Genomic DNA, 13,217 nt, shown 5'->3' on the forward strand with positions numbered 1-13,217 from the left:
GTAAAGATCGTCATAGAAGAAATACCTTCGTGTGTGAAACCAGGGCGTGAGCTCAGGACTTGTTGAAACGGAATTTGAAAACATGACTTGTTATCCATAAAACAAGGAAAATGGTAGTTACTCTCTATTTCGCTTAAGTTTCACCTGCAGCCACCTGCTCGGCCTACAATTTATAATGATTACTTCGATACTCTGACGGAGTAGATTGTTTTATTTTTTTAAATGTTTTTGAAAATAGTAATGTATCATTATATCCAACCGATCGAGCAATATCACCAATTTTAAGCGATGAATGGGCAAGCAAAAAACACCCTTTTTCTATTCTTAAATTTAACAAATATTCCTGTGGTGATTTATTGAGATATTGTTTAAATAATCGATGAAGATATGAACGGTCAATTGATATATATTTAGCAATATCATGAACTGTAATAGAATTTGCGTAATTTTGTTCGATAAAAAGAAGCGCATCTTCAATATATTTTTGCTGTTTTACTTCGCTATTGATTTTCGATTTGGATAGAGTTCAACCAATAAATATAAAAACTCGTAAAGTTTTGCTGTTAGTAGTAAATCTTTGTTAGAAGTCATTTTTGATGCGGACACAATGCTATCCATAGAGCGAATGAGCTTGTCATCTTGCTCAACCTTTAAAATTGGCTGCTCCATACACAAACCTGTTCTGGTAAGAAATTGCTTTGCTTTTACTCCTCTGAAACCAATCCACGTTCCCAAGGATCCTCCGCATCTGCTTCATATTGGTATATCAGCATTTGAATCAACACTATTTGGTGTTTCAGAACCAGCAATATTCGGAGTTACATTAAAATACAAATTCCCGCTCATTGCAGGCTGTATTGGTGGAGCACTAGCTGGAGGATATGTTTATTTAAGCAATCTGACAGCAATAGGATTTGGAACAACTGCTTTGCGATAGCTGCAGCAGAGAACAATGGGCATCTTCACTATCTCATCGCTCATTTAAACGCATTGGCAGCCGGAGCTGTATTGACCTTTTTATATGGAAAAATACGAAAAAAAATTTCAAATGAAAAGATAGTTAAAAAGCCATGATTGAGCATGGCTTTTTATTTACTCCAAATATCCTATTTTGCTTGGATAGTAAAAAAGCTTGTCATTAAAGCTAATTTTAGCCTTACCTGACAAGCTGATCGTTTAAGCACGCACACCAAAAAATGATTTAATTTTAGCAAAAACACCTTTGTTGACTTCTTCGAAAGATTGTAATGGCACAGACTCCCCAAGAACACGACGTGCAATATTACGGTACGCAATTGATGCCTTGTTGTTCGGATCCATTACAATAGGTTCTCCATTGTTAGATGCTTTTATCACTTCATCATCATCGTTGACAATCCCAATGAGTTCGATTGATAAATGTTGAATCACTTCATCAACATCAAGTGTATCACCGTTTTTCATTAAATGATTGCGAATCCGATTAATAATCAAACGAGGTGATTCAATATGTTCTTCTTTCTCAAGAAGACCGATAATCCGATCGGCATCTCTGACAGCCGAAATTTCTGGTGTTGTCACAACGATTGCTTTATCTGCCCCTGATACAGCATTTTTGTAGCCTTGTTCAATTCCAGCTGGGCAGTCGATCACAATATAATCAAAATCCTGTTTTAACTGCTGAATTAATTTGACCATTTGTTCCGGTAAAACAGCTGATTTATCACTTGTCTGAGCTGCTGGAAGCAAATAAAGGAGATCATCAAAACGTTTATCTTTTACAAGTGCTTGATGGATTTTACACCTTTCTTCAACAACATCCACCAGATCATAGATAATTCTATTTTCAAGACCCATGACGACATCTAGGTTACGCAAACCGATATCTGTATCCACAAGGCAAACCCGTTTCCCTAAAATTGCTAAGGCGGTGCCAAGATTTGCAGATGTTGTCGTTTTACCAACTCCGCCTTTTCCCGAGGTTATTACGATAGCTTCACCCAATTTTACATTCCTCCCTCAAGCCTTGTTAAACCAGGTCTTAAATGAGCTAATTTTTGAAGACGGTCAATGACCATATTCTCATTTTCATCTAAATAAGCACATTCCATGGTGTTCTTTTCTTGGATGTGGTCTGGGGAGCGATTGAGCACATGATTGATTCGCAATTGAGTTGGTCTCATGTCAGAAGCCGCAATAACAGCTCGTGTATTTCCATTAAAACCAGCGTGGGCAATCCCTCTTAATGAGCCGAGGATAAAAATATTCCCTCCGGCTATCACCATTCCTCCAGGGTTCACATCCCCTATTAAAAGTAAATCACCATCTGTTTCCAACACTTGTCCAGAACGGACAATTTTAGCGACAGATATCACTTCACTTTCTTTTTTTAAGCGAATTGCTTCTTTTTTCGTCATGACTTCACTTTCAATGGAATGGATAAACAGATTCTGTTTGTCAGTGATGACTTCGGTCAGTTTTGCTTCTTGTTCCTTTGTTATATAACGGTAGCCAAGTTTAACAAGTACACTGATTTTCTGATTTTTCCCACCCATATCATGTTTGAGTGACAGCACATCCTGAAGACCATATAGTAATTCTTCAAAAGAGCAGTTGTCATCAAGATGAAGTGTTAGTCCATTTTTTGTTCCTTTAATTGTTACGTATTGGTGCTTTTGGGCCTTCACAGTGCTCACCTCAACATCATACTCATTTCGACATCGGTAGATCAATATCCTTTTTTACTCTTCCCGAAGCTCTTTCTTAAGACTGGTAAAAAACAATTTAAACGGATAAACAAGTAAACTTCCTACAACAGCATTTAAAGCTAAAGTCGGCAACAACCTATTAATCACAAATTGGTGAAATGACATCATTTCTGGACGTAGCAACATTTGCACACCATATTGATAAAACTCGATGACACAGACAGCAAGTGTTGCTAGAAAAACAACGACAATCGCATTTGTTTGTAATACTTTAAATGCTTTTGATAATAAATAACATATACCGGCAAAGCCAAACATATAGACACCTAAAAGATCTGTATAATTAATATCATATAACAATCCGAAGATAAATCCATATGTAATAGCAAAATTTTGTTTTACATATGCTGTCATGAAAACTAAAACAAGCAAGAGATAGCGCGGGATCAACTGCTGATCGTCGTTTACAAAAGGAAATCTGATAAAGTCAGCATATATGCTATCAGACGCCAAAACAAACATCATCACGACCGGAAGAAGGAATCGTTTCACGAACCTTTCTCCTTCTTCTTCTCTTTCAACTGATCGATGTCAGCCGTATCCAAAGTCCGGTCAATGACAATGACATTATCAATATTATAAAAATCAGCAGCAGGTTCTACATAGGCGATCTTCGTTAAACCGTAAGAATCTGGTTCAACATCTATCACTTTTCCGATGACTAAGCCTTTTGGAAAGACTCCACCAGCCCCAGAAGTTTCAACAAGATCACCTTTTTTCACTTTTCTTTCTTCATCAGGTTCGATAATTTCCATTGACAGTGCCTTTTTGTCAGAATCATATCCATTAATGATACCATTCACTGTTTTTTTACCTTTGTCTGCTGCAATAATAGTAGAAATTCTATTATTTCTGTCTGTTGCACTTAAAAGCTGAACAGTCGAAGTGAAATTATTCACTTTCGTACTTTTAATTTTGCCAAGTAGATTTCCTTTTTCATCTGTAACAGCCATATCTTTTTCGACTCCGTGCTTAGCTCCCTTATTAATCGTGATCATGTTCCACCACTCGTACTTATCTGGATTTCTGGCAATAACAGTCGCTAATATCGGATTGTAATCTCGAATTGATTTTAAATGCCCAAGTTGTTCTCGTAATGACTTATTTTCATTTTCAAGCTCCTGCAACTTTGCTTCATATTGTGTTTGTCCGTCGAGTTTTTTCCGCAAGCGTTCGTTTTCATCATAGGTGTTTTTTAAATCATCTATATTTTCAAAGAAGCCCGCAACAAACTGAGCGGGCGTATGAAAAATGGTTTGGAATACACCGGTTGTATCGCCAATAAATTTTTCAGGCCAAGTTGCATTACGGTTATTTTTCAACGAAAACCCAATCATTGCCACCAAAATAATGATACAAAGGAGTAAAAGCATCAACCGTTTATTTGTAAAAAACTGCGGCATGATTTATACACCTCTTCTATTCCCTGTGTAATTAATTTTTCCCTTTAAATAAATGAATTTGTTCAAGAGCTTTACCTGTACCGATTGCTACACAGTCAAGAGGATCTTCCGCCACTATAACCGGCATTTTCGTTTCTTCACTAATGACTTTATCCAAGCTACGAAGCAGTGCGCCACCACCTGTTAAAACAATACCACGGTCCATAATATCAGCCGCAAGTTCAGGTGGCGTTTTTTCAAGGGTATTTTTTACAGCTTCTACAATGGCAAATACAGTATCATGAAGTGCTCCAGTAATTTCTTTTGCGGTGATTTCAATCGTTTTCGGTAATCCTGTTAATAAATCACGGCCGCGAATTTCCATAGTTTCAGGTTCTTCAGTGACTTCAGCAGAACCAATTTCAAGTTTGACAGCTTCAGCTGTACGATCACCGATCATTAAATTATAAGTTTTTCTAATATAAGAAATGATCGCTTCATCCATTTCGTCACCAGCGACTCGAATAGATTGAGATGTTACAATTCCACCGAGGGAAATAATAGCTACTTCAGTTGTTCCACCACCGATATCAACCACCATACTTCCAGTTGGTTCCCAAACCGGAAGATTTGCGCCGATAGCTGCGGCAAACGGTTCTTCAATTGGATATGCATCCCTTGCTCCAGCCTGACGTGTGGCATCGATAACTGCCCGTTGTTCTACTGCTGTAATCCCTGAAGGTACACAAACCATAACATAAGGTTTTCTGGCAAACAATCCTTTGTTTTTGATTGCCTTGCTAATATAGTGTTTCATCATCGTCGCTGTTGTTTCATAATCAGCGATAACTCCGTCTTTCATAGGGCGAAGTGCCACAACATTACCTGGAGTTCTGCCGATCATGTTTTTCGCATCGTTTCCGACAGCCACAATTTGTTTTGTGTCTGTTTGAAGCGCAACAACAGATGGCTCCCTGACAACAATTCCTTTCCCTTTCACAAAAACCAGCGTGTTCGCTGTTCCTAAATCTATTCCAAGGTCTCTAGCACCAATTCCAAACATTTTTATGTATCTTCCCTTCTTCAAACAAAATTCCTAACACAAAAACCCATAAACACTATTATAGCTTAATTTTGTGAAAAATACAGTGTTACAAATACCCTTTTTCTTTTAAGCTCACAAATTTTTGATCACCAATTATAATATGATCGAGTAATTCAATGCCAAGCAGCTGTCCACTTTCATTAAGACGCCTTGTTACATCTATATCTTCCTTGCTCGGTGACGGATCTCCTGATGGATGATTATGGACACAGATAAACGAAGCAGCCGACCGCTTTAAAGCTTCTTTAAACACTTCCCGAGGATGAACGATTGAAGAATTCAAACTTCCGATAAAAACCGTGCGTTTATGAATGACCTTGTTTTTAGAATTCAGATAAAGGCAAACGAAGTGTTCTTGTTGTAAAAAGCGCATATCTTCCATTAAAAAATTTGCTGCATCTTCAGGAAAACGGATAACATACCGTTCTTCATAAACCAGTTTATGAATACGTCGTCCAAGCTCAAGTGCCGCCAGTATTTGAACAGCTTTTGCACGACCGATTCCAGATATACTAGAAAGTTCTTCAACCGAGGCTTCTTTTAACAAACGCAACCCGTCAAACGACTGGAGAAGCCGGGTTGAAAGCTGTAAAACCGACTCTTTTTTAGTTCCGGTGCGTAAAAGAATCGCCAATAACTCATGATTCGATAAACTTTCTGCTCCTATGTTTAAAAGCCGCTCTCTTGGCCTTTCATCTTCTGGGTAATCTTTTAGTTTTAATGTCTGATCACTCATGTTAAACCCTCCCTGATGTCCCTTCTCGTTTGGGTTCATCAATTGGAGTGAAGCTCAAATTTTTTCAGCATTCTCATCGTTTTAGAAATCGGCAGTCCAACAACTGAATAATAGTCTCCTTTTATTTGCTTAACAAAGAGCGCGCCTTTTCCTTGTATACCATAAGAACCTGCTTTATCGAACGGTTCTCCTGTTTTAATATAGGCGCTGATGTCTTCTTCTTCAAGGGGCCAAAAAGTGACTTCGGTTTCATTATAAAAAGTGACGGATTTATCGGTTGACTTTATGCAAACACCTGTAAACACAGAATGTGTTTTTCCAGAAAGCATCCTCAGCATCCTCTCAGCATCTTCAGTATCTTTAGGCTTTCCCAAATAAACATCATCAAAACAAACAATAGTGTCTGCGCCAAGAACAACAGCTTCTGGATAACGTTCAGCTATTTCCTGCACCTTTTGTTCCGCCAACCATTTGACGTTTTCTTCAGGTGAAAAGTTTCGATTTATTTTTTCTTCCGTCTCGCTGACAACAATGCTGTATGGAAATTGCAGAAGATCAAGAAGTTCTTTTCTACGTGGGGATTGTGAGGCTAAAATAAACGGTTTAGTCATATATAAAGCAATCCTTTCATGGGTTTTTGAGTTAGAAAATGGATACCTGTCTATCCTACCAAAAGAAATCGTGTGCTACAATTTCAGAAAAATGATGATTTGATAACAAAATCTAAAAAATAGAAGAGAGAATTTGATCAGAGTTTTACTGTTTGCAGACCATGTTGTTAACTTCAAAACACATGATAACTGTCAGTGTTCTAAAAAAATAGAGCACAAACCATGATTGGTCTGTGCTACTCATCTTACATTATTTGAGTTGATTTAATAACAATTGTTGGCTTTTCCAGCCATTCTCTGTAGTCGGTTTTATTAGTAAATGTTCTACTTTATGTAGGCTGTTTATCAAATTTTGATTGTCTCCTAAGGATTGAATTTTGTCCGTTTCCGCTTTGAGTTCAGCAAGATTTTCCGCACTTACTTCAGCTCCAAGAATCGCTTTTGATGATAGTTCTGCAGCCTCTTCAAATGCTTCGGATACATCTGAATCTAGCGAAAAAGACAGCTCTTTTCCACCCCAAGCATCAAAATCGGTCTCTTTTAAGATTTGTTCCAGCTGTAATGTGATTTGCTTTTCACCAGAAAGGCCCCCAATGACATAATGACCATCATCTTTTGTCAATGAGACGGCAGCATAACCCTTATTGATTATTTGAGAAACTAAGGATTCCGCTCCTTCTTTTGTAGAGAATTTCCCAACTTGAACGACAAAAGTTTTAAAATTGTGTTTTTCTTTAGTAGCTGAGCTATTCTCACTACTGTCACCCGCCTTAACTGGTTTGCTTTCGTCTCTATCAAAGCTACTGGTTGCTGGAACTGATTCTTTAGTTGTTGAGAGGTTCAACGCAAACACTCCAAGTCCTGTACCAAGCAAAATCGCAAAAACAATTGTTGTTGCAAATCGCTTCATAAAATAGCCGAATAATCCTTTTGCTTTTTCACTTCCCTTATCATGCTTTTTCTTTTTAAAGGAAGTGACTACTTTAGGATCATCTTTCAAGTCCTCATCAGGTGAAACCCAAGTGAATTCATCTGCTTCAGGTGTTTTGTCTTCTTGTGATGCGGATAGTTCTTGTTCTGCTTTCCGTTTTTCTTCCCAGTTTGAAAAAATCAGTTTTTTCTCTTCGTTGCTTTTGGATAACTCTTCTTCTGTTCCGTAGATGATTTCTTCTCTGCCGTTGATCATCACCCTAAGCGGTTCATTCTCACTCGATATGACCTTGCTTCTCCGTTTTTTCATAGACTTCCCTCACTTTCTAGTTGTGATGTTTATGAAGACGGCATTCTACCGTTTTTATGCAAGCAACCGAAGGCAAGCCAACAGAAAGGAGGCGATTCCCAGGTGGCTTGTCCCTCTTATTGTTCACACTCTATCACAGCTGATTAGAAAAAGAACAAGACTTTTGTCGTCTCAAAAAAAAATGTTTCGTCATTTTTTTCACCCAAAAGCAAACTGACGATATAAATTGATTAAATGTTCACCATAAAAATAACTAAGTAAAGTTCCGATCGAAATGGCCGGCACAAAAGGTAAAGGTTCTCTTCTGTTTAATTGGCCTGCAAACATTGCAATAAGAGCAAATACCGTTCCAATCGTTGCGGAAAGAAAAAAAGCGAGTAACACTAGTCGATAGCCAAGAACAAGACCGAGGACAGTAAACAATTTTATATCTCCGCCACCGATGCCACCTTTTGTGAATATAGCAGTGAATAACGGCAGCAAACAGCCACAAACAGCACCTGTTAAACTGGAATGCCAAGGATCAAGCGGAACAAATATTCGTACCAAGATTAAAAACGGCAAGAAAAAACAAAGTACAACATTCGGAATCACCATATACATAACATCAGATACAAACACGATCATTAATAGCGAAATGAGCAAAAGCGCTATAAATCGTTCTCCCTCTTGATCAAAGCATGTATACGCCTGAACAAAAAGCATTGCCGTTCCCAGTTCTATAGCAAGTGAAACAGCGCTTTTACATTGTTTACATTTTCCCCTGCAAAACAAATATGACAAAATGGGGATAAGCTCAAGAAAAGTTCGTTTGTGAAGACAGATAGGGCATGAAGAACGTGGAATGAACAAAGAGATTTTTTTAGGTATACGCCGACCAGCAATATGAAAGAAAGAGCCAAGTACTGCACCTGCTATAAATAAATAGATCATAAACATCAGCCTCACCTTATGTTTGCCTTTTATATTAGCAAACTCGAAAAGGTGTCGCTTTTCTTAAAATATAAAAATGCGTTCTCAGCTAAAGCTAAAAACGCATTTTTATTAAACCATCATCGATCTGACTGCAGAAATAAAATAAAGCGAACCAGTGATAAGCACGATTGCATCATCATCCTGTCGTGTTTCCTCAATAAATTGGATAACGGAATCGATTGCTTCGTTATAGGTTTTATCAGTTATTCGACACTGTTCAAACAGTTTTTGAGCTGATTCAACTCGCGGGAAGTCAAATGAAGTAAAGTGAATAGATGAAGCAAACGTTTCAACTCTGCGGATCATGTCTTGATATGGTTTGTCTTTTAGGGCACTAAAACAAACATGGATGTTCCGTCCCTTAAAATGGGCCGCTACTGTCTCAGCGAGTCGATCAACACCTTCCTGATTGTGTGCTCCATCGATATATGTCAGTGGCTTATCCAATATTTTTTCAAATCGGCCTGGCCAAATTGCTTTTTTGATGCCAGAACGAAGCATTTCTTGACCAATGTCAGCATATTTTTCAACTGTGAGCCATTCGGCTGCTAGAATGGCTAAGGAAGCATTTTGCCGTTGATGAACGCCGATAAGGCTAGTTTCTATCTTTTTATATTGATGTGCCAATGTGTGCAAGGAAAACTGTTCACCGCTAGGTAAAGAGTGTTCTTCATAGAGTTGACAGGAATCATGAAGGGAAATATAAAGAGCGTCATTTTCCTCGGCTGTATGTTTGATAATCTCAGTTGCCTCAGGTTGATGAACCGCTGTTAGTACAGGAACTCCTCGTTTAATGATTCCTGCTTTTTCCCTGGTGATCTCCTGGATCGTTTCACCTAAAATAGCGGTGTGATCATAGCCGATTGATGTGATGATACTTAAGATGGGTTCTACGACATTTGTAGAATCAAGTCGACCACCAAGCCCGGTTTCTAAAAGAATAAAATCGGTTTTACGGTACTTAGCAAAATATAAAAATGCACAGGTCGTAATGATTTCAAATTCTGTAGCTGCACCAAGTTCAGTTTTTTCAAGTTCAATCACAAAAGGTTTGATTTCATTGAAAAGGGCTGTCCATTCTTCATCAGAAATAGGAATACCGTCCACACTGATTCGTTCATTGAATGTAATGATGTAAGGTGATGTAAACGTCCCTACTGTCATACCGGCTTCATTTAAGATCGAACGAATAAAAGCGATTGTTGACCCTTTACCATTCGTACCAGCTACATGGATGGCCCTCAGTTTTTTTTGCGGATCTCCAAGTGCTTTCAGCAACCACTCCATTCGCTCTAAGCCTGGTTTCACACCGAATTTAAGCCTTCCGTTAATCCAGCTGATCGCTTCAGCAAACGTTTTAAACAAGCCTGTCCCTTCCCTTCAATAATAAAGGTGTTTTCCAGCCTGACTGTGACCGGAAAACACCTCGCGTTTAGTTTTTCAATTCAGCGATTCTTTTTTCTACCGCTTCTCGTTTTGCCGTATAATCGGCTTCTTTCGCCCGCTCTTCTTCAATGACATGTTCAGGTGCTTTTTTTATAAAGCCTTCATTGTTTAATTTTTTCTGAACCCGTTCAACTTCCTTCGTTAGTTTATCAAACTCTTTTTGAAGGCGGTTGATTTCCTCATCAATGTTTATGAGCCCTTCAAGCGGTAAAATCAATTCGGCACCTGAGACAACAGCAGTCATTGCTTTATCCATCATCTTCAGATCCGTCCCAATTTGAAGCAAGCTCGGATTTGTAAAGCGCTCTACATATGATCGGTTTTCTTCAAGGCGTTCAGCAATTTCGGCTGTGTTTGTTTTCATATAGAGCTCAATCTGTTTACTTAGCGGTGTATTCACTTCACTGCGAATATTGCGAACAGACCGGATCACTTCAACAAGAAGTTTCATATCGGCAGCCGCTTGTTTGTCGGTGAATTCTTTAACAACTTTTGGCCACGTCACAACAGTGATGGACTCTCCTTCATGAGGAAGATGCTGCCAAATTTCTTCTGTCAAGAAAGGCATAAATGGGTGAAGGAGACGCATCGTTTGGTCTAAGACATATGCTAAAACAGAACGGGTTGTCTTTTTGGCCGCTTCATCATCTCCATAAAGCGGGAGTTTGGCCATTTCAATATACCAGTCACAAAATTCATCCCAAATAAAATTGTATAGATGGCGACCGACCTCACCGAACTCATATTTTTCTGCAAGTTGTGTCACCGTTTCGATTGTTTCATTTAATCTTGTTAAAATCCATTTATCAGCAACTGTTTTTTCACCAGAGAGGTCAAGTTCTTCATAAGTCATTCCATCCATATTCATCAAAGCAAACCTGGATGCATTCCAAATCTTATTGGCAAAATTCCATGTTGATTCTACTTTTTCGAAACTAAATCGTAAATCCTGTCCTGGTGAGCTTCCAGTTGCTAGGAAATAGCGCAGAGAGTCAGCTCCATATTGATCGATGACTTCCATTGGATCAACACCATTACCAAGCGATTTGCTCATTTTACGACCTTGATCATCGCGGATTAACCCATGAATTAAAACGTCTTTAAACGGTCGATCCCCAGTAAACTCAATCCCTTGAAAAATCATTCTTGATACCCAGAAGAAAATGATATCATATCCTGTAACAAGAACATTTGTTGGATAATATCGTTTGAAATCTTCCGCGTCCAGATCAGGCCAGCCCATTGTTGAAAATGGCCATAGAGCCGAACTGAACCAAGTGTCAAGAACATCATTGTCCTGTTTCCAGTTTTCTGCATCTACTGGTTCTTCTAGCCCGACATAGACTTCTCCAGTTTCTTTATGATACCATGCTGGAATCCGATGCCCCCACCAAAGCTGACGGGAAATGCACCAGTCGCGAATATTCTCCATCCAATGAAGATATGTTTTTTCAAAACGATCAGGTACAAACTGGACTTTTGTTTCTTTTCGTTGTTGTTCGATCGCTGCATCAGCAAGTGGCTGCATTTGTACAAACCATTGTGTTGAAAGATAAGGTTCAACGACAGCACCGCTTCGCTCACTGTGACCAACAGAATGCATATGCTCTTCAATTTTGAAGAGCACACCCTGCTCTTTCAAGTCTTTAACAATCGCTTTACGGCATTCAAAACGATCCATCCCTTTATACTGAAGTGCACGATCATTCATTGTTCCATCTTCATTCATCACAAGAATGCGCTCTAAGTTATGGCGGTTTCCAACTTCAAAGTCGTTTGGATCATGAGCCGGTGTAATTTTTACAGCACCTGACCCAAACTCCATATCGACATAATCATCTGCCACAATCGGAATTTCTCTTCCAACAATTGGAATAATTAATGTTTTTCCGATTAAATGCTTGTATCTTTCATCCTCTGGATGGACGGCAACTGCTGTATCTCCAAGCATTGTTTCCGGACGTGTTGTCGCGATTTCAATTGACTCTGAACCGTCTTTAAGCGGATAACGCATATGGTAAAAGGCACCTTGAACATCTTTATAAATGACTTCTATGTCAGACAAGGCTGTTTTCGTTGCAGGATCCCAGTTGATAATATATTCCCCACGATAAATGAGCCCTTTTTCATAGAGTTTGACGAACACTTCCCGGACAGCTTTTGAGAGACCTTGATCAAGAGTGAATCGTTCTCTTGAATAATCGAGACCAAGACCGAGTTTTGCCCATTGACTGCGAATGAATTGGGCATATTCCTCTTTCCATTTCCATGTTTCATCAAGGAATTTTTCCCGTCCTAGATCATAACGGGTTTTCCCTTCTTCACGAAGCTTTGCTTCTACCTTAGCTTGTGTAGCAATTCCGGCATGATCCATCCCTGGCAACCAAAGAACATCATACCCTTGCATTCGTTTCATTCTAGTCACAATATCTTGCAAAGTAGTATCCCAAGCATGACCCAAATGCAGTTTTCCTGTTACATTTGGCGGCGGAATGACAACTGAGTATGGTTCTTTTTCAGGATCGTTAGTAGCTTCAAAAAACTTGCCATTCACCCAATATTCATACCTGTCTTTTTCAATTGTGGCCGGATCATATTTTGTCGGCATTGTCAATTCTTGTTTATCCATTTTCAAACCTCCAGCAAGTAAACGGCTGATCAATAGAAAAGAGTCCTCTTTATCCTAATTAAAGGACGAAGAGAACTCTCTCGCGGTGCCACCTTTTTTCATGAATGCTTAACAGCATCCACACACTTAAATGGGTAACGGGGCTTTCCCGAATTTCTCTACTTTTCGTTCAAGAAATTGCGCTCCTGGGCGACTTTCCGAAACAGATTGACTGAGAAACCTTTCAGCGGACGGATTCCCTCTCTGTAAGCGTCTTGTTTTCGTACTCTTCCCATTCACAGCGAATAAATATCTATTGATCTTTTAGCACGTACTTTTTCTTGTACTTATATTACTAAACTTTTTT

The 13,217-nt window shown here is 38.9% G+C and carries 13 protein-coding genes and 1 other annotated feature; all 13 genes read right to left on the bottom strand.

Annotation, left to right across the window (positions count from 1 at the left end):
• Nucleotides 1-163: 163 nt before the first annotated feature.
• On the bottom strand, nucleotides 164-508 hold the full coding sequence (locus PDT38_RS13900; RefSeq protein ID WP_317134957.1) for a helix-turn-helix transcriptional regulator: 345 nt from the start codon (nucleotides 506-508) through the stop codon (nucleotides 164-166).
• Nucleotides 493-735: a hypothetical protein gene (locus PDT38_RS13905; protein WP_270802437.1), complete on the bottom strand. Its 243-nt coding sequence runs from the start codon at nucleotides 733-735 to the stop codon at nucleotides 493-495. The genes PDT38_RS13900 and PDT38_RS13905 overlap by 16 nt, the downstream gene beginning before the upstream one ends.
• A 441-nt stretch (nucleotides 736-1,176) precedes the next feature.
• Nucleotides 1,177-1,983, bottom strand: a complete 807-nt coding sequence (minD, locus tag PDT38_RS13910; protein WP_270802439.1) for a septum site-determining protein MinD — start codon at nucleotides 1,981-1,983, stop codon at nucleotides 1,177-1,179.
• Between the two features lie 2 nt (nucleotides 1,984-1,985).
• Nucleotides 1,986-2,666: a septum site-determining protein MinC gene (minC, locus tag PDT38_RS13915; RefSeq protein WP_270802440.1), complete on the bottom strand. Its 681-nt coding sequence runs from the start codon at nucleotides 2,664-2,666 to the stop codon at nucleotides 1,986-1,988.
• Between the two features lie 54 nt (nucleotides 2,667-2,720).
• A complete protein-coding gene (mreD, locus tag PDT38_RS13920) occupies nucleotides 2,721-3,239 on the bottom strand; it encodes a rod shape-determining protein MreD (protein ID WP_270802441.1) in 519 nt (172 codons plus the stop codon).
• Complete coding sequence (mreC, locus tag PDT38_RS13925; protein WP_270802443.1) at nucleotides 3,236-4,150, bottom strand: rod shape-determining protein MreC; 915 nt, start codon at nucleotides 4,148-4,150, stop codon at nucleotides 3,236-3,238. Before mreC ends, mreD begins: the two co-directional genes overlap by 4 nt.
• Before the next feature lie 31 nt (nucleotides 4,151-4,181).
• Nucleotides 4,182-5,192, bottom strand: a complete 1,011-nt coding sequence (locus PDT38_RS13930; protein ID WP_270802445.1) for a rod shape-determining protein — start codon at nucleotides 5,190-5,192, stop codon at nucleotides 4,182-4,184.
• Between the two features lie 88 nt (nucleotides 5,193-5,280).
• Nucleotides 5,281-5,970: a RadC family protein gene (gene radC, locus PDT38_RS13935; RefSeq protein WP_270802448.1), complete on the bottom strand. Its 690-nt coding sequence runs from the start codon at nucleotides 5,968-5,970 to the stop codon at nucleotides 5,281-5,283.
• Nucleotides 5,971-6,008: 38 nt separating this feature from the next.
• Nucleotides 6,009-6,581, bottom strand: a complete 573-nt coding sequence (locus PDT38_RS13940) for a Maf family protein (protein WP_270802449.1) — start codon at nucleotides 6,579-6,581, stop codon at nucleotides 6,009-6,011.
• Nucleotides 6,582-6,831: 250 nt separating this feature from the next.
• Nucleotides 6,832-7,821 (bottom strand): SPOR domain-containing protein, encoded by a 990-nt coding sequence (locus tag PDT38_RS13945; RefSeq protein ID WP_270802450.1) that lies wholly within the window; start codon nucleotides 7,819-7,821, stop codon nucleotides 6,832-6,834.
• Between the two features lie 198 nt (nucleotides 7,822-8,019).
• Entirely contained in the window at nucleotides 8,020-8,754 is a 735-nt protein-coding gene (locus tag PDT38_RS13950) for a prepilin peptidase (protein WP_270802451.1), read from the bottom strand.
• Nucleotides 8,755-8,865: 111 nt separating this feature from the next.
• A complete protein-coding gene (locus PDT38_RS13955; protein WP_270802452.1) occupies nucleotides 8,866-10,161 on the bottom strand; it encodes a bifunctional folylpolyglutamate synthase/dihydrofolate synthase in 1,296 nt (431 codons plus the stop codon).
• A 67-nt stretch (nucleotides 10,162-10,228) separates the two neighbouring features.
• Nucleotides 10,229-12,871: a valine--tRNA ligase gene (locus PDT38_RS13960; protein ID WP_270802454.1), complete on the bottom strand. Its 2,643-nt coding sequence runs from the start codon at nucleotides 12,869-12,871 to the stop codon at nucleotides 10,229-10,231.
• Between the two features lie 58 nt (nucleotides 12,872-12,929).
• Nucleotides 12,930-13,159: a binding site (T-box leader), on the bottom strand.
• Nucleotides 13,160-13,217 lie beyond the last annotated feature (58 nt).

This window comes from Bacillus changyiensis, assembly GCF_027706145.1.
In the GTDB taxonomy this organism is placed as follows: Bacteria; Bacillota; Bacilli; order Bacillales; family Bacillaceae; genus Bacillus; species Bacillus changyiensis.